The organism is Mesorhizobium delmotii (genome assembly GCF_900149755.1).
GTDB lineage: Bacteria > Pseudomonadota > Alphaproteobacteria > Rhizobiales > Rhizobiaceae > Mesorhizobium > Mesorhizobium delmotii.
Window position 1 is genome coordinate 66343 of record NZ_FUIG01000002.1, and the last position, 21328, is coordinate 87670.

General features: G+C 62.3%; 18 protein-coding genes and 1 pseudogene. 11 read left to right on the forward strand and 8 right to left on the reverse strand.

All coding sequences use genetic code 11. The features are described from left to right. Positions 1–139 precede the first annotated feature (139 nt). Both cckA and BQ8482_RS00400 read left to right on the forward strand, forming a co-directional pair. Positions 140–2710, forward strand: a complete 2571-nt coding sequence (cckA, locus tag BQ8482_RS00395) for a cell cycle histidine kinase CckA (RefSeq protein WP_123145782.1) — start codon at positions 140–142, stop codon at positions 2708–2710. Between the two features lie 85 nt (positions 2711–2795). After that, positions 2796–3506 carry a purine-nucleoside phosphorylase gene (locus BQ8482_RS00400; protein WP_123145783.1) on the forward strand — a complete coding sequence of 237 codons (711 nt, stop codon included), beginning with the start codon at positions 2796–2798 and terminating at the stop codon, positions 3504–3506. On the opposite strand, the gene BQ8482_RS00405 is transcribed toward BQ8482_RS00400, so the two are convergent. Further along, positions 3503–3808, reverse strand: coding sequence for a ribbon-helix-helix domain-containing protein (locus tag BQ8482_RS00405; protein WP_123145784.1), 306 nt, complete (start codon positions 3806–3808; stop codon positions 3503–3505). The two genes, BQ8482_RS00400 and BQ8482_RS00405, sit on opposite strands and share 4 nt — an antisense overlap. A gap of 365 nt (positions 3809–4173) precedes the next feature. Between BQ8482_RS00405 and BQ8482_RS00410 the strand changes: the two genes are divergently transcribed. The 3 genes from BQ8482_RS00410 to BQ8482_RS00420 all read left to right on the forward strand — a co-directional run bounded on the left by BQ8482_RS00410 (position 4174) and on the right by BQ8482_RS00420 (position 6816). Next, positions 4174–4569, forward strand: a complete 396-nt coding sequence (locus tag BQ8482_RS00410) for a VOC family protein (RefSeq protein WP_123145785.1) — start codon at positions 4174–4176, stop codon at positions 4567–4569. A gap of 79 nt (positions 4570–4648) precedes the next feature. After that, on the forward strand, positions 4649–5197 hold the full coding sequence (locus BQ8482_RS00415; protein ID WP_123145786.1) for a gluconate 2-dehydrogenase subunit 3 family protein: 549 nt from the start codon (positions 4649–4651) through the stop codon (positions 5195–5197). Positions 5198–5244: 47 nt separating this feature from the next. Beyond that, positions 5245–6816 carry a GMC family oxidoreductase gene (locus BQ8482_RS00420; protein WP_123145787.1) on the forward strand — a complete coding sequence of 524 codons (1572 nt, stop codon included), beginning with the start codon at positions 5245–5247 and terminating at the stop codon, positions 6814–6816. 68 nt (positions 6817–6884) lie between these two features. Here the strand turns inward: BQ8482_RS00420 and BQ8482_RS00425 are convergent, their stop codons facing one another. Beyond that, positions 6885–7280, reverse strand: a complete 396-nt coding sequence (locus BQ8482_RS00425; protein ID WP_123145941.1) for a hypothetical protein — start codon at positions 7278–7280, stop codon at positions 6885–6887. A gap of 301 nt (positions 7281–7581) precedes the next feature. On the opposite strand from BQ8482_RS00425, the gene urtA reads away from it, so the two are divergent. The 6 genes from urtA to BQ8482_RS00455 all read left to right on the forward strand — a co-directional run bounded on the left by urtA (position 7582) and on the right by BQ8482_RS00455 (position 14010). After that, a complete protein-coding gene (gene urtA, locus BQ8482_RS00430) occupies positions 7582–8892 on the forward strand; it encodes an urea ABC transporter substrate-binding protein (RefSeq protein WP_123145788.1) in 1311 nt (436 codons plus the stop codon). 125 nt (positions 8893–9017) lie between these two features. After that, positions 9018–10634 (forward strand): urea ABC transporter permease subunit UrtB, encoded by a 1617-nt coding sequence (gene urtB / locus BQ8482_RS00435; protein WP_123145942.1) that lies wholly within the window; start codon positions 9018–9020, stop codon positions 10632–10634. Further along, on the forward strand, positions 10631–11860 hold the full coding sequence (gene urtC / locus BQ8482_RS00440; RefSeq protein ID WP_123145789.1) for an urea ABC transporter permease subunit UrtC: 1230 nt from the start codon (positions 10631–10633) through the stop codon (positions 11858–11860). The genes urtB and urtC overlap by 4 nt, the downstream gene beginning before the upstream one ends. 3 nt (positions 11861–11863) lie before the next feature. Continuing rightward, entirely contained in the window at positions 11864–12610 is a 747-nt protein-coding gene (gene urtD, locus BQ8482_RS00445; RefSeq protein WP_123145790.1) for an urea ABC transporter ATP-binding protein UrtD, read from the forward strand. Positions 12611–12680: 70 nt separating this feature from the next. Next, positions 12681–13376, forward strand: a complete 696-nt coding sequence (gene urtE / locus BQ8482_RS00450) for an urea ABC transporter ATP-binding subunit UrtE (protein ID WP_006202038.1) — start codon at positions 12681–12683, stop codon at positions 13374–13376. Positions 13377–13833: 457 nt separating this feature from the next. Next, complete coding sequence (locus BQ8482_RS00455; protein WP_084831419.1) at positions 13834–14010, forward strand: hypothetical protein; 177 nt, start codon at positions 13834–13836, stop codon at positions 14008–14010. A gap of 40 nt (positions 14011–14050) precedes the next feature. Here the strand turns inward: BQ8482_RS00455 and BQ8482_RS00460 are convergent, their stop codons facing one another. The 6 genes and pseudogenes from BQ8482_RS00460 to BQ8482_RS00485 all read right to left on the reverse strand — a co-directional run bounded on the left by BQ8482_RS00460 (position 14051) and on the right by BQ8482_RS00485 (position 21323). Continuing rightward, complete coding sequence (locus BQ8482_RS00460) at positions 14051–15202, reverse strand: GGDEF domain-containing protein (RefSeq protein ID WP_123145791.1); 1152 nt, start codon at positions 15200–15202, stop codon at positions 14051–14053. A 96-nt stretch (positions 15203–15298) separates the two neighbouring features. Then, the gene (locus tag BQ8482_RS00465; RefSeq protein WP_123145792.1) at positions 15299–16105 is read right to left on the reverse strand and encodes a DUF72 domain-containing protein; all 807 of its coding nucleotides are present in this window, start codon (positions 16103–16105) and stop codon (positions 15299–15301) included. 27 nt (positions 16106–16132) lie between these two features. Next, positions 16133–16604: pseudogene (locus BQ8482_RS00470) on the reverse strand (GNAT family N-acetyltransferase). A 34-nt stretch (positions 16605–16638) separates the two neighbouring features. Further along, a complete protein-coding gene (gene uvrA, locus BQ8482_RS00475; RefSeq protein ID WP_123145793.1) occupies positions 16639–19560 on the reverse strand; it encodes an excinuclease ABC subunit UvrA in 2922 nt (973 codons plus the stop codon). A gap of 770 nt (positions 19561–20330) precedes the next feature. Continuing rightward, the gene (locus BQ8482_RS00480) at positions 20331–20621 is read right to left on the reverse strand and encodes a hypothetical protein (protein ID WP_123145794.1); all 291 of its coding nucleotides are present in this window, start codon (positions 20619–20621) and stop codon (positions 20331–20333) included. 96 nt (positions 20622–20717) lie between these two features. Continuing rightward, positions 20718–21323, reverse strand: a complete 606-nt coding sequence (locus BQ8482_RS00485) for an ATP-dependent Clp protease proteolytic subunit (RefSeq protein ID WP_095492808.1) — start codon at positions 21321–21323, stop codon at positions 20718–20720. Positions 21324–21328 lie beyond the last annotated feature (5 nt).

Sequence of the window (21328 nt, forward strand, 5' to 3'; positions counted from 1 at the left end):
ACACTGGATTTTCAGCAAGTTGGTGGCGCAGAACGGGCGTCATTTTTAGCGGACATTTGCCGCCAAGGCCTTTTCCGGACCCTGAGAATGTGATTCAACCGGGCAGGGGCAAGTACCGGATTTCACGAGCAGGGGGCATATGGCCAAGGAAGCGCGCGGCGATTTCTATCCGGTACCGATCGTCGACCAGAACACGCGACCGGGTGCGGTCACCCGGCTCATCGTCTTCATCGTCGTCCTGACCGGCGCCGCGATCGTCTTCGGCCTTTTCCGCGAACGTCTTGGCGATCCATTCCTGCTCGGAATGCTTGGTGTGCTGGCGATGATCGGCGTCGGCTTCCTGTTCGCGACCGCCATCGGCTTCGTGCAGATCACACCGCGCTCGACGAGTGACGAGCTATCGAAAGCGTTTGTCGATTCGATGTCGCAAGGTCTTCTGGTCACGGACACCAAGGGTCGTGTCGTCTACGCCAATCGGGCCTATGCCGACATGACGGGCGCCGCGTCCGCGGCGGATCTCAAGACGGTCGAAAGTTTGCTGTCTGACGTTCCCGAGGCCTCGGTGACCATATACCGGCTCGCCTCCGGCCTGCGCGACGGCCAGCCCGGCGACGGAGAGTTTCGGCTTGCGCAATCCATTCGACCCGGCGCCGAGCCGGGCGCGCGCTGGTATCGCGCCCGTGCCCGCGCCTTCAGCGTCCCTGGCCAGCGGCTGCCCTTGCTCGCCTGGCAACTCGCCGACATCTCGGAAGAACGGGCCGAGCAGGAGCGATTCTTCCTTGATCTGCAGGAGGCCATCGACCATCTCGACCATGCGCCGGCCGGCTTCTTTTCGGCCGACCAGGAAGGCCGCGTCACCTATATCAACGCCACGCTGGCGGAGTGGCTGGGCATCGACCTGACGAGCTTCACACCTGGTGCCGTTACGCTTCCGGAGATCGTCGCCGGCGACGGCATGGCGCTGGTCCGCTCAGTCAAGGCCGATCCCGGCACCACGCGCAATGCGGTCATCGATCTCGATCTGACGACGGTGAAAGGCGAGGCGCTGCCCGTGCGTTTCATGCATAGGGTCTCGGCCAGCCGCGAGGGTGTCAACGGTCCGACGCGCACCATCGTGCTCAACCGGACGCAAGGCGAGGACGCTTCCGCCGATCTTCGCGCCTCGGAGATCCGCTTCACCCGCTTCTTCAATTCGACGCCGATGGCAATAGCGGCGGTCGACAACAGTGGGCGCATCTTGCGCACCAACGCGCCTTTCCTGTCGCTGTTTTCCTCCGTCGTCGACGGGGACGCGGTCGATCGGCGCGTGCGGCTGGACACGGTGATCCATGAGCGCGACCGGCCCGCCTTTGCCGCGGCGTTCGAAAAAGCGCGACAAAGGCAGGCCGACATCGAACCGATCGATACGCTGCTGCCCGGCAATGAAGAACGGCACATGCGCTTCTACGTCAACGCGGTCGCCGACGGCACCGGCGAGGGCGCCGAAGAATCGGCCATCGTCTATGCCGTCGAGACCACCGAGCAGAAGGCGCTCGAGGGCCAGATGGCGCAAAGCCAGAAGATGCAGGCGGTCGGCCAGCTTGCCGGCGGCATCGCACACGACTTCAACAACGTACTGACCGCCATCATCATGGCGTCGGACCTTTTGTTGACCAACCATCGCCCGTCGGACCCGTCCTTCCCCGACATCATGAACATCAAGCAGAACGCCAACCGGGCGGCTTCGCTGGTGAGGCAGCTTCTGGCCTTCTCGCGCAAGCAGACGCTGCGGCCGGAGGTGCTCAACCTGACCGACGTGCTTGCCGATCTGCGGATGCTGCTGGCCCGCCTGGTCGGAAGCGACATCAAGCTGAAGGTCGATCATGGCCGCGATCTGTGGCCGGTGAAGGTCGACATCGGGCAGTTCGAGCAGGTGGTGGTCAATCTGGCGGTCAATGCGCGCGATGCGATGCCGGCCGGCGGCGACCTCACCGTGCGCACCCGGAACGTGACGACAGAAGAGAGCAAAAGCCTTCCCTACCGCGAACTTGCGCCGGCCGATTACGTGGTGGTCGAAGTCGAAGACACCGGCAGCGGCATCGCCCCCGAAGTCCTCAAGAAGATTTTCGAACCCTTCTTCACCACCAAGGAGGTCGGCAAGGGCACCGGCCTCGGCCTGTCCATGGTCTACGGCATCATCAAGCAGACAGGTGGCTTCATCTTCTGCGATTCCGAGGTCGGCAAGGGATCGGTGTTCCGCATTTTCCTGCCGCGCTACATTGCTGAGGCGAGAAAGGCAGGCGAGCCCGGCGAGGCGCCGGTCGCACCGGCAAAGATCGCCGACGCAGCCAAGGATCTGTCGGGCTCGGCCACGGTGCTGCTCGTCGAGGACGAGGATGCCGTGCGCATGGGCGGCATGCGGGCGCTGACGTCGCGCGGCTACACCGTCCACGAAGCGTCCTCGGGCGTCGAGGCGCTGGAAGTCTTCGAGGCGCTCGGCGGCAAGGTCGACATTGTCGTTTCCGACGTGGTGATGCCTGAGATGGATGGGCCGACGCTGCTTGGCGAACTGCGCAAGCGGCAACCCGACATCAAATTCGTCTTCGTTTCCGGTTACGCCGAGGATGCGTTCGCCAAGAACCTGCCGGCAGACGCGCATTTCGGTTTCCTGCCGAAGCCGTTTTCGCTCAAGCAACTGGCCACAATCGTCAAGGATGTGCTGGAATCTTAGGGCATACTAATTCTCGCACTTGCGAAATGGCGTGAGACTGCCATGATTATGGCGAAACGGGCGGCGGGTTTTGGGGGAGCATGCCGTGACGCCGCACAACGAGGCAGGCAAAGGTGATTATGCCGCAACAGTGCTGTTGCCGGGCGATCCGCAGCGTGCCGAATGGATGGCGGAAACCTTTCTGGAGGCGCCGCGCTGCGTCAATCGTCGAAGGGAGGCCCTCGGTTTTACCGGCCTGTTTCGCGGCAAGCCCGTCAGCATCCAGTCCACCGGCATCGGCGTCTCGTCATTCCTGATCTACGCGCATGAATTGCTGGACTTCCATGGCGTGAGGACACTGATCCGCACCGGCACCTGTGGCGCCCTGACGGCGGCGGTTAAACTGCGCAGCCTGGTGATCTCGCAGTCGGTGCGGGGTGAAAGTGCAGAGAGCGGCCAGGTCTTGGGGCTCTACGGTGCTGATGCCGGCCCCGATCCGGCGCTTTATGCCCAGGCATTGACGCGGGCTGCCGAAATCGGCATCGAACATCAGGCCGGGCTGACCATCTGCAGCGATATATTCTATCATCCCCAGGGGCGCGATCGCTTCGCCGAAGCACAGGCACAGGGCGCGCTGGCCGTGGATATGGAGACCAGTGCGCTCTATCGCATCGCCGCGCATTTCGGCGCCCGGGCCCTGTCGATGCTGACTGTCGTCGACAATGTGGTGACCGGCGAGCAAACCGACTATTCCGAACGCCAGGCGCTTTTTACCGATATGACCCGCCTGGCACTCGATGTTGCGATCGAAAGTTAAGCCGCTTCCCGTTTCGGGGCCGAGTGTTCTTCGATGCCCGGCCGATGGCCACGCAGATAGAGAGCACAGGTCGTGCGCAGCATCGAGGCGAAGTTCGGAATCTGGCCATTGATCTCGATGGCCTCGTCATAAAGCTTCGAGATGAATTTCGGCGTCGTCAGACCTTGGCTGTCGGCGATCTCGTCGAGCAATGCCCAGAACGTCGCCTCGAGTTGGATGCTCGTCGAGTGCCCGTCGATGCGGATCGATCGATTGATCTGCCGGTAGCCCTCCGGATCCTGCCCGGCAAAAACCCTGCACATCGTTACCTCCCGTTCTTATTGGTCTTGGCCATTCTTGTTGATTTTAGGCGCAATCAGCAGCGATTCGCGCCTTTGAGCAGTGCCTATCGTGGCAAATTATCTTCAGCTGGAAAGCGGAAAACAGCAATCGGACTTTCGTCCTTAAAAGCGCGTCGCGTTTGAATGGATTCATGCGACGCGCTTTTAGGCCTCGTTCTTATGCATGTCGTTATCGCAAAACCGCTGCGCACTTTTGCGCGACATGCATTAGCGGTTTGCCACCCCGTCGTTAGATTAGCGCGTGGTAATCGGCTGCCACCACCTCTGCCGCAACCCGCGCATAATCACGCCGACGCGCACAAGGCGCTGCTGCGACGGAGTGTCATTTGGCGAAGACGATCCACACCATGATCCGGGTTCTGGACGAGGACCAGTCCATCAAATTCTACCGGAAAGCCTTTGGGCTGTATGTCGCCGAACGGCTCGATTTCGATACTTTCACGCTCGTCTATCTGAGCAATGCCGAGGCGGAGTTCGAGGTCGAGCTCACCGTCAACAAGGGCCGTGAAGAGCCTTATGCGCTCGGCGACGGCTACGGCCATCTCGCGGTTTCGGTCGCCGATCTGGACAGCGAGCATGACCGGCTCGGCGCGCTTGGCCTCGCCCCGAAGAAGATCGTCGAGTTCAACCGCGACGGAGCGCTGCTCGCGCGCTTCTTCTTCATCGAGGATCCCGACGGCTACAAGATCGAGGTCCTGCAGCGTCAGGGCCGGTTCAAATAGGAGACATTACGGCCGCGCCGGCCAGCGCGGCGCCAGCCAGGGCACCTTCGGGTGCAGATAGCAAGCAAGGGAGGAACAAATGGTCACGATTTATGAGAGCAAGCCGGCCCATGAAAAGAAGCCCGGCCTATCGCGGCGCGAGCTTCTGAAGCGCGGCGGTGTCGGCGCGTTGCTGGTCATTTCAGGCAGTGCCGTCATCAGCCCGGAACATGCCTGGGGTCTCGAAACATCCGCGCTCAAGCCCGAAACCATGGCGACCCTGATCCAGATGGCGCGCGACATCTACCCGCACGATCAAGTGCCTGACAAATATTACGCAATCGCCGTCAAGGCTCACGATGAGCAGGCCGGGAAAGACCCCACCCACAAAGATCTTATCGAAAAGGGCATTGCCGATCTCGACGTGAAGTCGGGCAAGGGCGGCTACACCGGTCTCGGCTGGGAGGAGCAGCGCGTTGCCGTGCTGAGAGAAATCGAGGACACGCCGTTCTTCCAGGCAGTCCGCGGCGGGCTTGTCGTCGGCCTCTACAACCAGAAGGAGGTCTGGCCGATCTTCGGCTACGAGGGCGAGTCCTACTCCAAGGGCGGCTACATGGCGCGCGGGTTCGACGACATCGAGTGGCTCTGAGCCCCATCGTCCCAAACCGTACACAACAGACATCACGGGAGGAAACCATGGCAGCACCATTTGATCTCAAGAACGATGGCGTGGTCGTCATCATCGGCTCGGGCGCCGGCGGCGGCACGCTCGGCAACGAACTCGCGCAGAAGGGCATCGATGTCGTCATCCTGGAAGCGGGCGCCCGCCACGAATATGAGGATTTCATCAACGACGAGTGGGATTCATTCGCCCAGCTCGCCTGGACGGACAAGCGCACGACCTCGGGAGACTGGCGGGTGGCGAAGGATTTCCCCAATCTGCCGGCTTGGATCGTCAAGGCGGTCGGCGGCTCGACCACGCACTGGGCGGGCGCCTCGCTGCGCTTTCAGGAGCATGAATTCAGAACGCTTTCGACCTACGGAAAACTGGAAGGCGCGAACCTGCTCGATTGGCCGATCACGCTTGCCGAGCTGGAGCCCTACTACGCAAAGGCCGAAGACAGACTAGGCGTGACGCTCACCAACAACATCCCGGGTCTTCCTGGCAACAACAACTTCAAGGTGATGAAGGCCGGCGCCGACAAGCTCGGCTACAAGGAGTGCCATACCGGCCGGATGGCAATCAATTCCGAGCCGCGCGACGACCGCAATGCCTGCCAGCAGACCGGCTTCTGCTTCCAGGGCTGCAAATGGGGCGCCAAATGGTCGACGCTCTACAGCGAAATTCCCAAGGGCGAGGCGACCGGCCATCTTGAGGTCAGGCCAAACGCCATGGCGATCAAGATCAGCCACGACGCCAGCGGGAAAGTAACCGGCGTTGTCTATGCCGACAAGGACGGCAAGCTTCAGGAACAGAAGGCCCGCATCGTCGCCGTCGCGGGAAATTCGATCGAGAGCCCGCGGCTGCTGCTCAATTCGGCATCGAGCCAGTTTCCCGACGGCCTTGCCAATTCGTCGGGGCAGGTCGGCAAGAACTACATGCGCCACACCACGGGGTCGGTCTACGGCATCTTCGACAAGCCGGTGCATATGTATCGCGGCACCACCATGGCCGGTATCATCCGCGACGAAGCCCGCAATGATCCCTCGCGCGGCTTCGTTGGCGGCTACGAGTTGGAGACGCTGTCGCTCGGCCTGCCGTTCATGGCCGCCTTCCTCAATCCCGGCGGCTGGGGGCGTTCCTTCACCACGGCGCTCGACCACTACGACCATATGGCCGGTATGTGGATCGTCGGCGAGGACATGCCGCGCGAGGAAAACCGCATCACGCTGCATGCCGATATCAAGGACGAGCACGGCATGCCGGTGGCGGACGTCCATTTCGACGACCATGCCAACGACACGGCGATGCGCAACCACGCCTACAAGCAGGGCTCGGCGCTCTACGCGGCGGTCGGGGCGACGCGGACCTTCCCGACGCCACCCTATCCGTCGACCCATAATCTCGGCACCAACCGGATGAGCGAGAAGGCGACCGACGGCGTCGTCAACAAGCATGGCCAGGCGCACGACATCAAGAACCTGTTCGTGTCGGATGGCAGCCAGTTCACCACCGGCGGCGCTGAAAATCCGACATTGACGATCGTGTCGCTGGCGATCCGTCAGGCTGACTATATTGCCGAACAGATGTCGGCCAAGAGCATTTAGCCATACCCTCCCGACTTGCCTGCTGGCGCGGAACCTCGCAAGGTTTCGCGCCTCTTCCTGTCGGCTGTTCAACGCTTTGTGCAGGTCGAGGCGGTGAAGGCGCCGTCAGGCTGCTTCATGATGATGTCGAAGGACGGGCTGGTTTGACCGTCCAGGGTGGCTTGCGTGAGCGAGATCGAGTTGCCGCCGGTCGTATAGCCGCCCAACGGGCCCAACCAGGTGATCTCGCCGTTTGCATCCATCTGATAGTTGTAGCCCTGCCGGGCGGTTCCGAAGGTCACCGGGCCGCTATAGACATTCCCCTTGATGGTGATGTCGCCAAGGCTGAGGAACATGCCAAGCAGATAGACTTCGCAGTGATAGGTGCCGTCCGGCAATTTGCCGTCTGTGAAGTCGGCGCGTGCGCCGCCGGTGGCCGCAACCAGAAGCATGGTGCTGAAAATACAAGAAATCCTAGAGGCCATGACGTCGCTCTTTTGAAGATCGAACTTGCCCCATTTTCCTGCTGCGCTGCAACGGTTCGCCGTCTTCGATCTGGTTCTGCTCAAAATTGGCGCATTAATTCGCGAGTGATCAAAAATTAGGCGAGAGCGGGGGAGTTTTTTCCAGGCAGAGCACCGGCGGCGGCGCTTATCTTTGGCGGCTAGTATATTAACCGGCTGATAGGGCTGGGAAATCCAAGCCCACTTAATTTTGCTCCCGCGGTTGGCACAGCCGTTGCATGGTCTGTTTGCGATGCGATCAACCAGCTAGGGAGTTTGAAATATGAGGGGCAGTTTCTCGACAATAACAAAAATGCTTTCGGCAGGCGCGGTTACGGCCGGCCTGCTGATGAGCGTCCCGGCCAGGGCGGCTGACGACACGATCAAGGTGGGTATTCTTCACTCGCTGTCGGGTACCATGGCGATTTCGGAGACGACGCTGAAGGACGCCATGCTGATGCTCATCGAAGAGCAGAATGCAAAGGGCGGCCTGCTCGGCAAGAAACTCGAAGCGGTCGTCGTCGATCCGGCTTCGAACTGGCCGCTGTTCGCCGAAAAGGCACGCGAGCTGATCTCCAAGAACAAGGTCGCGGCGGTGTTCGGTTGCTGGACCTCGGTGTCGCGCAAGTCGGTGCTGCCGGTGTTCAGCGAGCTCGACAACATCCTGTTCTACCCCGTCCAGTATGAAGGCGAGGAGAGCGAGCGCAACGTGTTCTACACCGGTGCGGCGCCGAACCAGCAGGCAATTCCGGCCGTCGACTATCTGATGAGCGAGGACGGCGGTTCGGTGAAACGCTGGGTGCTTGAAGGCACCGACTACGTTTATCCGCGCACCACCAACAAGATCCTCGAAGCCTATCTGAAAGCCAAGGGCGTCGCCGCCGAAGACATCTTGGTCAACTACACGCCGTTCGGCTTCTCCGATTGGCAGACCGAGGTCTCGGCGATCAAGAAGTTCGGCTCGGCCGGCAAGAAGACCGCCGTCGTCTCGACCGTCAATGGCGACGCCAACGTGCCGTTCTACAAGGAGCTCGGCAACCAGGGCATCAAGGCCGAGGACATCCCGGTCATGGCCTTCTCGGTCGGCGAGGAAGAGCTTGCCGGTCTCGACACAGCGCCGCTCGTCGGTCATCTAGCCGCCTGGAACTATTTCCAGAGCATCGATACGCCCGAGAACGCGAAGTTCATTGCCGACTGGCACAAGTTCATCAAGAGCGACAAGCGCACCACCAACGACCCGATGGAAGCCCACTATGTCGGCTTCAACATGTGGGTGAAGGCGGTCGAGAAGGCCGGCACCACCGATCCTGACAAGGTCATCGACGCCGTGATCGGTGTCTCGGTGCCGAACCTGACCGGTGGTTATTCGACCATGATGCCGAACCATCACATCACCAAGCCTGTGCTGATCGGCGAAATCCAGGCCGACGGCCAGTTCGAGACCGTCTCGCAGACGCCTGGCCTGGTGATGGGTGACGAGTGGTCTGACTATCTGGCTGATTCGAAGGACCTGATCTCCGATTGGCGCGCGCCTCTGTCCTGCGGCAACTTCAATGTTGCAACCGGCAAGTGTGGCGGCAAGGGAACCAACTGATCCTCCCGGGTCTGACGGTCGTGGATTTCTCCACGACCCAGACCGCGACGCGTCCGGGCGAGCTCCTCCTCTCCTCCAGCCCGCCCGGACGCGAAGTTCAACCCTTCAAGAGTCGCCAGAAATCGATGATCTTCACCCGCGCGATCGGCCTGACGCTGCTGCTCCTCCTGGGGATGCTGTCGCCGTCGAACGCTGCCGAAGCGGATCTGCGCGCCATCATCGCCAAATTTGCCACTGTCTCGAATTTTTCGGCCACCGAAGCTGTTGTGCGCGAGCTCGCGGCCACCGGTGACACTGCCGTCGAACGTCCGCTTGGCGCGCTTGCGGAGGGCGATCTCTACGTTCGCAAGGCCGATTCGCTGGTTTTCATCGGCAAGGAAGGTGGCGGCAGCGTTGCGCTGCTCGACCCGCTGAGCGGGGAAAAGTCCGGCGAGGCGGCCAAGGGCGAGATCACCAAGATCAAGGTCAACAATACGCTGCGCCGCGCCATCCGCGATGCGCTGGGCACGCTGACGCTCGGCGCGAAAGATCCGGCCGCGCGCATTGCTGCCGCCGACACCATGTTCAAGACGCCCGATGCCACAAACATCGAGCCACTCGATGCCGCCATCACCAGCGAGAGCGTGGCAAGCGTCAAAGCGCTGCTCGAACAGGCCCGCGCCGCATCGGTTCTGGTGTCGGACAGGCCGGAGGCCGACAAACTCGCAGCGATCGCCCTGATCGGCGCGCGCGGCGATCGCAACGCACTGTCCCTGCTCACCGCCGTCGAGGCCAATTCCGAAGGCGCGGTCAAGGACGCGGCGACGGCGGCGATCGCCAACATCAATTCGACGCTGGCGCTGTGGGATGCGGGCCAGAACATCTGGTACGGCATCTCGCTCGGATCGGTGCTGCTGCTGGCGGCGATCGGTCTCGCCATCACCTTCGGCGTCATGGGGGTCATCAACATGGCGCATGGCGAAATGGTCATGCTCGGCGCCTACACGACCTTTGTCGTGCAGGAAGTGATCCGAAACTCCTTTCCCGGCCTGTTCGACTGGTCGCTGGTCATCGCACTGCCGCTCGCCTTCTCGGTCGCGGCGCTTGTCGGCCTTGTCATCGAGCGGGGCGTGATCCGTTTCCTCTACGGCCGGCCGCTGGAGACGCTGCTGGCGACATGGGGCGTCTCGCTGATCCTGCAGCAGGCCGTGCGCACCATCTTCGGGCCGACGAACCAGGAGGTCGGCAACCCGTCATGGATGTCGGGTTCGTTCGATATCGGCCAGCTCGCCGTGACCTGGAACCGGCTCTGGATACTGGTATTCGCGCTCGGCGTGTTCGCGGTGCTGCTTTATGTGATGAAGCGCGCGCCCTGGGGCCTGCAGATGCGCGCCGTCACCGCCAACCGCCGCATGGCCGCTTCGATGGGCATCAGGACACCATGGGTCGACGCGCTGACCTTTGCATTGGGGTCCGGCATTGCAGGCATCGCCGGTGTCGCGCTCAGCCAGATCGACAATGTCTCGCCCAATCTCGGCCGCGGCTACATCATCGACAGCTTCATGGTCGTCGTCTTCGGCGGCGTCGGCAATCTCTGGGGCACGCTGGTCGGCGCCTTCTCGCTCGGCATCGTCAACAAATTCCTTGAACCCTATGCCGGGGCAGTCCTCGGCAAGATTGTCGTGCTGGTCCTCATCATCCTGTTCATCCAGAAGCGCCCGCGCGGCCTTTTCGCGCTGAAGGGCAGGTCGGTGGAAGCATGATCACGGGACGCTTCTTCGCCGCCGGCGCCGATCGCCGCATCGCGATCACGATCTTCATCCTTTTGGCGGTCGCCTTCATCGTGCCGCTGCTCAATCTTGCGGTCTCGCCGACGAGTGCGTTCTACGTGCCGTCCTATGTCGTCGCGCTCACCGGCAAGTATCTCTGCTACGCGCTGCTCGCCTTGGCGCTCGATCTCGTCTGGGGCTATTGCGGCATCCTTTCGCTCGGCCACGGCGCTTTCTTCGCGCTCGGCGGCTATGCGATGGGCATGTATCTGATGCGCCAGATCGGTTCGCGCGGCGTCTACGGCAATCCGCTGCTGCCGGACTTCATGGTGTTCCTGAACTATAGGGAATTGCCGTGGTTCTGGTACGGTTTCGACCAGTTCTGGTTTGCCGCGATCATGGTGCTTGCGGTGCCCGGCCTGCTCGCCTTCGTCTTCGGCTGGTTCGCCTTCCGCAGCCGCGTCACCGGCGTCTATCTGTCGATCATCACCCAGGCGATGACCTATGCCCTGCTGCTTGCGTTTTTCCGCAACGACATGGGTTTCGGCGGCAACAACGGCCTGACCGATTTCAAGGATATTCTCGGCTACAACGTGCAGGCGGATGCGACACGCTCGGCATTGTTCGCGGCCAGCGCCGTCACGCTGGCGCTCGCCGTCTTCGTCACCTGGGCAATCGTCGGTTCCAAATACGGCAAGCTGCTGATGGCGGTGCGCGACGCCGAGAGCCGCACGCGCTTTCTCGGCTGGCGCGCGGAGAACGTCAAACTGTTCGCCTTCACCGTGTCGGCTGTCATGGCCGGCATTGCCGGCGCGCTCTACGTGCCGCAGGTCGGCATCATCAATCCAGGCGAGTTCGAGCCGTCCAATTCGATCGAGGTCGTGGTGTGGACGGCCGTCGGCGGGCGCGGCACCATCGTCGGGCCGATCATCGGCGCGCTTGTGGTCAATGCCGGCAAATCCTGGTTCACCGGCGTGCTGCCCGAGTTCTGGCTGTTTGCGCTGGGCGGACTGTTCGTCGCCGTCACGCTGTTCCTGCCCAAGGGCATTGTCGGCATGTGGGATTCCTGGCGCGGCAACGCCAAGGCGCTGCGTGCGGCCTCGATCGCCGAGGAAGCCGGCACCGATCCGGATGTCCCGGCGCCGAAGATCGTTCGCAGTGCCGCGAGGACGCCCGGCGACTGGTCGGCATCCAGGCCCGAACCGCAGCCGGCGGAGTGAGCGATGTCGAAGAGCAACACCATCCTCTATCTCGACGGCGTCTCGGTTTCCTTCGACGGCTTTCGCGCTATCAACAATCTGTCGCTGGTGCTCGACAAGGGCGAGATGCGGGCAATCATCGGTCCCAACGGCGCCGGCAAGACCACGATGATGGACATCGTCACCGGCAAGACGCGGCCCGACGCGGGCGAGGTTTTCTTTGACGGCCAGGTCGACCTGACCAAACATGACGAGGCCGAGATCGCCATGATGGGCATCGGCAGGAAATTCCAGAAGCCGACCGTCTTCGAAAGCCACACAATCGAGGAGAACCTGATGCTGGCGCTGAAGGGCCCACGCTCGATCTTCCCGGCGCTGTTCCATCGCCGCTCGGCCGCGGAGTCGCGGCAGATCGACGATATCCTCGGCATCACCCGGCTGGGCGACAAGCGCGATGAACTCGCCGCCAATCTCAGCCACGGACAGAAGCAATGGCTCGAGATCGGCATGCTGCTGGCGCAGGATCCGAAGCTGCTGCTGGTCGACGAACCGGTCGCCGGCATGACCGACGCCGAGACCGAGGAGACCGCGCGGCTGCTCAAGGATATTGCGCGCGACCACTCGGTCATCGTCGTCGAGCACGACATGCATTTCGTGCGCGAGCTCGGCGTCAAGGTCACCTGCCTGCACGAAGGTTCGGTCCTGTCCGAAGGCTCGCTCGATTTCGTTTCGGCCGACGAGCGTGTCGTCGAAGTCTATCTGGGGAGATGATCATGGTCTGGCGCGTTCCGTTCCATCATTTCGACCTTTCGTTCTTCAGGCGTTGGAGAAAGCGCTGACCATGCTCGAAGTCTCCAACGCCACGCTGCATTACGGCGCCGCCCAGGCGCTGCGTGGCGTCTCGCTGAAGGCCGGCGCGGGCAAGATCACCTGCGTGCTCGGCCGCAACGGCGTCGGCAAAACCAGTTTGATGAGATCGATCGTCGGCCACCACCGGCTGACGAGCGGAAGCGTTGCCTTCGAGGGGAAGGCGCTCGACCGGAGCGCGGCGTATGATCGCGCCCGGTCGGGCATCGCATTCGTGCCGCAGGGCAGGGAGATCTTCCCGCTGCTCACGGTGCGGGAAAACCTCGAATCGGGCTTTGCGCCATTGAAGCGCGCCGACCGCAACATTCCCGGCCATGTCTTCGAATTGTTCCCGGTGCTGAAGCAGATGCTCGGCCGCCGGGGCGGTGACCTTTCCGGCGGCCAGCAGCAGCAGCTTGCCATCGGCAGGGCACTGGTGATGCGGCCGAAACTGCTGGTGCTCGACGAGCCGACCGAGGGCATCCAGCCGTCGATCATCAAGGATATCGGCCGCGCCATCCGCTATCTGCGCGATCAGGCCGGCATAGCCGTGCTGCTGGTCGAACAGTATCTCGATTTCTGCCGGGAACTGGCAGACGAGGTCAACATCATGGACCGCGGGCAGATCGTCCACACCGGCCCGGCCGAGGATCTCGACCGGGCGGATGTTCGCAAGTTCCTGACCGTTTAATCGCAGACCCTCGAGATTAGCCGAACCATCTCTCCCGTCGTCATCCTGCGGCGAAGCAAGGAGCGAAGCGACGCGGCGCAGAGCCCAGGATCCACGCCGTGACATCCGCCGAAGAGTGCAGCGGTCAAGAATAGAAGCCGTTCTCCCCCCCATCCTGGATTCTGCACTGTGGCGATGCTCTGAAGTTACGGCGTTGGGTCTTCGCTCCGCTTCGCGTCACTGCGCCCAAGGATGACGAAATCACGAAAGCCGCTCAGTCTTTCCTGAACGCCTCTGGCGCGCCGAGAATTGCATGCTAGGCTTTACTTGGCCTTGTTGAGTCGGCCGCTTTCCGTATCAGTCTCGTTGACGGATCAAGGTGAGGCGTGGGCTCAGCCGGCACGTTCTGTGCAAGCAACCCCTTCCTGCGATCCGATTTTTGTTCGACGCATTTGGGGCACTTGGGCCAGGGACGCCGATGGAACGTTACGTCGAGGACTACCAGAAACGACGGCTCACTGAGCGCGTCGACATCATGACCGCCATCAATATTCTGAAATCGCAAGGATACGACCACGACGAGCTGATCGCAGAGATCACCAAGGTCTTCTACGTCGATCTCGATACCTACAACGAGGTCGTGATGGCGGCGTGAGGGCTGACGGAAGGGGCGGATGCGCTATACCGCCACGCGGCTAGCCTGCGCGTCGGAAGGTCGAGGCCGCGACGCGGTTGCGACCGCCACGCTTGGCGGCATAGAGCGCCTTGTCGGCGGCGCTGAGCACCTTGTCAAAGCTCATGCCGTCCTTGCTGCCGAAAGCGTATCCGGCGCTGACCGTACATGTCAGGGGACGGGTTTCGGTCTCGATGACACGCGCGGCGAAGGCGGTACGTATACGCTCGGCGGTGAACTCCACCGCTTCGGGCAGGGTGCGCTTCAGAACCAGCGCGAATTCCTCTCCGCCCATGCGCGCGGCGACATCGGTCGGGCGAAGGTTCTCGACCAGTTCCTCGGCGAACACCCTCAGCACCTGATCGCCCGTGGCGTGCCCGAACTCGTCGTTGATGGCCTTGAAGCCGTCGAGGTCGAACACGACCACCGCCGTGAAAGCCCCGATCGGGGCGCCGCCATTGAGATCGAACAGTGCGCGGCGATTGAGCAGGCCGGTCAGCGGATCGGTCAGCGCATCTAGACGGTGGTATCGGGCCAGACGGCCCTGGTTGAGTGCCAGCGAAAGGGCGCCGATGCCGGTCGTGCTGGCGATGACGACGACGAGGCTCAGATCCTCGGCCCAGTTGCTCGGCGCATGTCCGAGGACAAGCTTCCCATCCCATGCAAGAGCCATGGCGCACAGCACAAAGGAAATGCCGGTGGCCGAGTAGAGCACGGTAAGGCCGATGATCGGGACCGGAGCTTCAGCGCGCCCGACCCAGTACTGATAGGCCGTTGCAAACAGAAGCAGGGCGGCAAGGAAATTTTCGAACATGAAGCCGAGCCCGTCATATCCGAGCGCCATCGGCGGCAGCGCCAGGGCAAGCGAGATGCAGCTGCCGAGCACCGTCAGCGGGATCGGCGACTGGCCTGACCTGAACTGGTAGGCGGCGCCCAGCATGGTCGAGAACCCAACCAGGAGCAGGGCGAATGTTGCGATGCCGAGGATGCGTCCGGGCGTCTCGATATAGTCCTCGTATATGAATACGTCGCCGACGACCAACAACGCGCTGATCGACCATGTCAGCAGAAACTTTTCAGTCCGCGCGGTCAGCCAGATGCCGAACAACGTCAGGCTCAGGCAGGCGGCGGAAAAACCGACAGCCAGCAGAAGTGAGTGGTAGTCGAGCGACATGCCCTAACCCGCGGCTGCCCCAGCTCCGCGAATTCATGCAGCAAGGAGGTATCGATAAGGTTACGACGGCTGTGAAGATGCCATGGTTCGACGTTGTCAGCCGGTGACGCGCTTCATCAGCGCCATGGCGCCGAACGGCGCGCGGACCTTGCCCTCGGTGATGAAGTAGACGAACACATCGCGCGGTTTGACCGGTGCGTCGGTTGGCGGATCGGTGCGCGGCAGGTCGGCCGGCGCCTTGCCTTCCGCCCAGGTTTTTGCCTGTGCCGCCCATTCGTCGAGCGCCTTTGGCGTGTAGCAGTCGGGATTGTCATCGCTGCCGGTCTGCAACCGGACATAGATGAAATCGCCGGTGATGTCGGCGATCCCAGGATATTTGGCGTGGTCGGCGTAGACGATCGCCACCTTGTATTTGCGCGCCAGGGCAGCGAATTCCGGCACGACGAAGCTGTCGTTGCGCACCTCCACCGCATGGCGCAGCGCAACGCCGTCCTGCTTTTCAGGCAAAAGCTTGAGGAAGGCCTCGAAATCGTCCGGATCGAACTTTTTGGTCGGCGCGAACTGCCACAGGATCGGCCCGAGCTTGTCGCCGAGTGCGGCGACGCCCGACCCCAGGAAGCGCATCATCGATTCACCGGCCTCGCCGAGCACGCGGCGGTTGGTGACGAAGCGGTTGCCTTTCAGCGAATAGACAAAACCGTCCGGCGCCTCGTTAGCCCATTTGACGAAGGTCGGCTCCTTGAAACTCGAATAATAGGTGCCGTTGACCTCGATGCTCGCCACCTGCCGGGTAGCGTAGTGCAGCTGTTTCGCCTTGGACAGCTTGTCCGGATAGAAGGACGCGTCCCATGGCTCGAAGGTCCAGCCGCCCATGCCGGCGCGGATTTTTCCAGTTTGAGTCATTGTCGTCCTCCCGATTGCTGAAAAGGATCAGGCGATGGCCGTTGTCTGGGCGGCTTTAGCCATGTCGACGAACCGTCCATCCTGACCGGTATGGATTGGGCCGACGACCCGTTTCGTGAAAGCCATAGGCTTTGTAGAGCGCGATGTTCCGCTCCATCTTCGCGTTTGTGTAGAGCCGCACCTCGGGCAAGCCCCACCGGCGCGTCCGTTCGTCCGCCCACTTGAGCAGTGCGATGCCGAAACCGTTGCCCTGGAAAGCAGGGCCGACGGCGACGGAGAAGATCATCGTGTGGTTTGGGTGCCGCTCGAGGACAATTAGTCCGGCCGGCTCGCCGCTGCTTTCCAGCAGCCGGACCTCGCCGCGTCCGATCCGCGGCGCATAGTCCTCGGTGACCGGGATCGGCGGGGCGCCAAGCAAGGCGGTGTAGGGCGCATAGGCGGCTTCGGTCAGCCGGACGATTGTGGCGAGATCCGCAGCAAGCGCTCTTCTGATCTTCATTTGAAGGTTCTTCCAAGCGCCAGCCAGTCCTCACTCACTCCGCCGCTTCGCGCTTGCCTCCGGGCCGCCGCTCCAGCAATTCCCGCAGGAACTGGCCGGTGTAGCTGCGCTTCTCGCGGACGATGTCCTCCGGCGTGCCGGACGCCACCAGCTCGCCGCCGCCATCGCCGCCTTCGGGGCCGAGATCGAGCACCCAGTCGGCGGTTTTTATCACCTCGAGATTGTGCTCGATGACGACCACCGTGTTGCCCTGGTCGACCAGCTCGTGCAGCACTTCCAAGAGCTTGGCGACGTCGTGGAAATGCAGGCCGGTGGTCGGCTCGTCGAGGATGTAGAGCGTCTTGCCGGTCGCCTTGCGCGACAGTTCCTTGGCCAGCTTGATGCGCTGCGCCTCGCCGCCCGACAAAGTCGTCGCCTGCTGGCCGACATGGATGTAGCCGAGGCCGACCTGTTTCAGCGTCTCCAGCTTGTCGCGCACGCCGGGCACGGCGGCGAAGAAATCGACGCCCTCCTCGACCGTCATGTCGAGCACGTCGGCAATCGACTTGCCCTTGAACAGGACGTCGAGCGTTTCGCGGTTGTAGCGCTTGCCATGGCAGACGTCGCAGGTGACATAGACGTCGGGCAGGAAGTGCATCTCGATCTTGATGACACCGTCGCCCTGGCAGGCCTCGCAGCGGCCACCCTTGACGTTGAAGGAGAAGCGGCCGGGCTGATAGCCACGCGCCTTGGACTCCGGGAGGCCGGCGAACCAGTCGCGAATCGGTGTGAAGGCTCCGGTGTAGGTGGCGGGATTGGAGCGCGGCGTCCGTCCAATGGGCGACTGGTCGATATCGATGACCTTGTCGAGGAATTCGAGGCCCTCGATGCGGTCGTGCTCGGCCGGGTGCTCGCGCGAACCCATGATGCGGCGCGACGCTGCTTTGAACAAGGTCTCGATCAGGAAGGTCGACTTGCCGCCGCCGGACACGCCGGTGACGGCGGTGAACGTGCCGAGCGGGATTTCGGCGGTGACGTTCTTCAAATTGTTGCCGCGCGCGCCGACGATCTTCAGGCGCCGGTTCTTCTTGGCCTCGCGCCGGACGGCAGGCGTCGCCACTTCGAGCTCGCCCGACAGATATTTGCCGGTGATCGAGGCGGGGCTCGCCATGATCTGCTGCGGCGTTCCCTGCGCGATGATGTGGCCGCCATGGATGCCGGCAGCCGGGCCGATATCGACGACATAGTCGGCATGCAGGATGGCGTCCTCGTCATGCTCGACGACAATCACCGTGTTGCCGATGTCGCGCAGATGCTTCAGCGTGTCGAGCAGCCGCGCATTGTCGCGCTGGTGCAGGCCGATCGACGGCTCGTCCAGCACATAGAGCACGCCGGTGAGGCCGGAGCCGATCTGCGAGGCCAGGCGAATGCGCTGGCTCTCGCCGCCCGACAGCGTGCCGGAATTGCGCGACAGAGTCAGGTAGTCGAGCCCGACATCGTTCAGGAAGCGCAGCCGCTCACGGATCTCCTTGAGCACGCGCACCGCGATCTCGTTCTGCTTGTCGCTGAGCGAAGCGGGCAGGGCGGTGAACCATTGGTCGGCCTTGCGGATCGACAGCTCGGTGACCTCGCCGATATGCTTGCCGGCGATCTTCACCGCAAGCGCTTCCGGCTTCAGCCGGTAGCCGCGGCAGGCCGGGCAAGGCGTGGCCGACATGAAGCGCTCGATCTCCTCGCGCATCCAGGCCGATTCGGTTTCCTTCCAGCGCCGCTCGAGATTGGGAATGACCCCCTCGAAGGTTTTGGTCGTCTTGTAGGAGCGCAGGCCGTCATCATACTGGAAAGTGACCTCGCGCTCGCCGGTGCCATGCAGGATGGCTTGCTTTGCCTCTTCGGTCAGGTCCCGGAACTTGTCGCCGAGCTTGAAGCCATAGGCCTTGCCCAGCGCCTCCAGCGTCTGCACGTAATAGGGGGAGGTCGATTTCGCCCATGGGCTGACGGCGCCCGCACGCAGGGACAAATTGTCGTCGGGCACGATCAGACTGGCGTCGATGGCGCGCTGGCTGCCGAGGCCGTCGCAGGTCGGGCAGGCGCCGAACGGGTTGTTGAAGGAGAACAGCCGCGGCTCGATCTCAGGAATGGTGAAGCCGGACACCGGGCAGGCGAATTTTTCCGAGAACAGAATACGTTCGTGCGTCTCGTTCTTCGACTTGTTGACCGAATCCTCGCCGGTCTGGCTGGCGTCGAGCGGCCGGTCGGCGAATTCGGCCACCGCCAGCCCGTCGGCGAGCTTCAGCGCGGTCTCGATGGAATCGGCAAGCCGCGTCGCCAGATCGCCGCGCACCACGATGCGGTCGACGACGACGTCGAGATCATGCTTGTATTTCTTGTCCAGTGCCGGCACGTCGGCGATTTCGTAAAAGACACCATCGACCTTCACGCGCTGAAAACCCTTTTTCTGCAGTTCCAGTAGTTCCTTGCGGTATTCGCCTTTGCGCCCTCGCACCATCGGCGCCAGGATGAACAGACGAGTGCCTTCCTCGACCGCCAACACGCGGTCGACCATCTGCGACACCGTCTGGCTCTCGATCGGCAGGCCGGTGGCCGGCGAATAAGGGATGCCGACGCGCGCGAACAGCAGCCGCATATAGTCGTAGATCTCGGTGACGGTCCCGACCGTCGAGCGTGGGTTCTTCGAAGTGGTCTTCTGCTCGATTGAGATGGCCGGCGACAGGCCGTCGATCTGGTCGACGTCAGGCTTCTGCATCATTTCGAGGAATTGCCGCGCATAGGCCGACAGGCTCTCGACATAGCGGCGCTGGCCTTCGGCATAGATGGTGTCGAAGGCCAGCGACGACTTGCCGGACCCCGACAGGCCGGTCATGACGATCAGGCTGTCACGCGGCAGGTCGAGATCGACATTCTTCAGATTGTGTTCGCGCGCCCCGCGAATGGAAAGATATTTATGGTCGGCCATCGCCGGTCGCCGCCTCAGATCTGGAATCTCGTGGGATGGCGGGTTGTCCCGACCATCCCCTATGTAGGTAATTTCGTCACCTTTTCGAGAGACGCCACAACTCTCGACCAGAGCCTTTAACCGTCTTTCGCGCGGGCGAGCAAGCGGAAAGAACAAAGGCCGAACACGCTCCTGACAAAAGCGCCCATGTAATCCACGGCCGACGCCGGGCTGCTCAAAACGGATGCAAATTTCGGATTCGCCACACAAGCGATCACATTTTTTGTAATCGGCTATCCAACGGTTGACGTCTCAGCCTCTGAGAGTCAGACTCCAAACGTCAACCGAAGCCGGCCGTCTTTCGATGGCCTCGCCACCCAAGGTGGCCTGCGAGACGCCGCGGGCTTTTGCGATATGTGCTTCGGACGACACCGGTCGCAATGGACAGAAAAGGAGAGCAGAGGAATGACTCCACCGGACAGTCCCTTGAGGCTCCACGTGTCGCTGGAGCCGCGGCAGGCATAAGTGCCAGGGCCAGGCGTTTGCGCCGCCCGACAAACCGTGATCTGCCGATCCCCATTAAAATCAGAGACTACTAGTCGGATCGTCGGCTGAACGCCGCGAAGCATCCGAAATCAAAAGCCGGCAGTGTACTCCCGGCGAGTTTGGATTTCAGATCCAAAAAAGCCCCGACCGTTTGCGGAAGCAGCGGCGGGGCTATTCGTTTTCAGTGGCGCAAGCGCGCACGAGTGCCTTGAGATTGTGGCAGCGATGATGGCCGATAGAGGTGTTTATCGCCGAGGGGCCTTGATTGCGCCGGCGCCGACATCGAAGGTTATGCTGCCGGAAATCCTGACATCGGTATCGCCGATCTTGAACTGCCCGTTGCCGTTGCTGGGCACGGCGTCGTCGGGTTCGGAAGCCGGCTTGGCGATGCGATAGTCGTTGGTCACACCGGGCAGCGTGCCGTTCTGCGAAGGCGGTGAACTGTCTTCGGCGAACGCCGTGCCGGAGGTCATGGCCGCGACGGCAACACCGATAACTAGCCGGTTCAAGCCGGTGCGGGAATCCCTGTCGAACATCGGCCGACCATATCGCTGCAGAGCGCCCGAAGCCAGATCGGCTCGGTAAAACGGGCGAAAAACTCTCGTGGCCAATGCTGGCGGCCGGCTACCCTTTCACGCCGCCCTCTTACGGGTGTCAAAAACATGATCGACAAGCCCCCAGGTCTTTGCCTCCTCGGCGGTCATGAAATGGTCGCGGTCGAGCGTGCGTTCGACCTCTTCGAAGGTGCGACCGCAATGGTGCGCGTAAAGCTCGGTCATGCGCCGCTTGGTCCTGAGGATGCCTTCGGCGTGGCGCTGGATGTCGGAGGCCTGGCCCTGGAAACCGCCTGACGGCTGGTGCAGCAGGATGCTGGTGTTGGGCAGCGCGATGCGCCGGCCCGGCGTGCCCGCCATCAGCAGGAAAGAGGCCATCGAGGCGGCAAAGCCCATGCAGACGGTCGATACCGGACTGCGTATATACTGCATCGTGTCGTAGATGGCGAAACCGCTGGTCACCACGCCGCCCGGCGAGTTGATGTAGAGCGAAATCTCCTTGTCGGGATTGTCGGATTCCAGCGACAGAAGCTGGGCACAGACCAGCGCCGACACATTGTCATCGATCGGACCGTTGATGAAGACGATGCGCTCGCGCAGCAGCCGCGAAAAAATGTCGAAGGCGCGTTCGCCGCGGCTCGACTGCTCGATCACCATCGGCACCAGGTTGGCAAAACCGCTCATCGCCT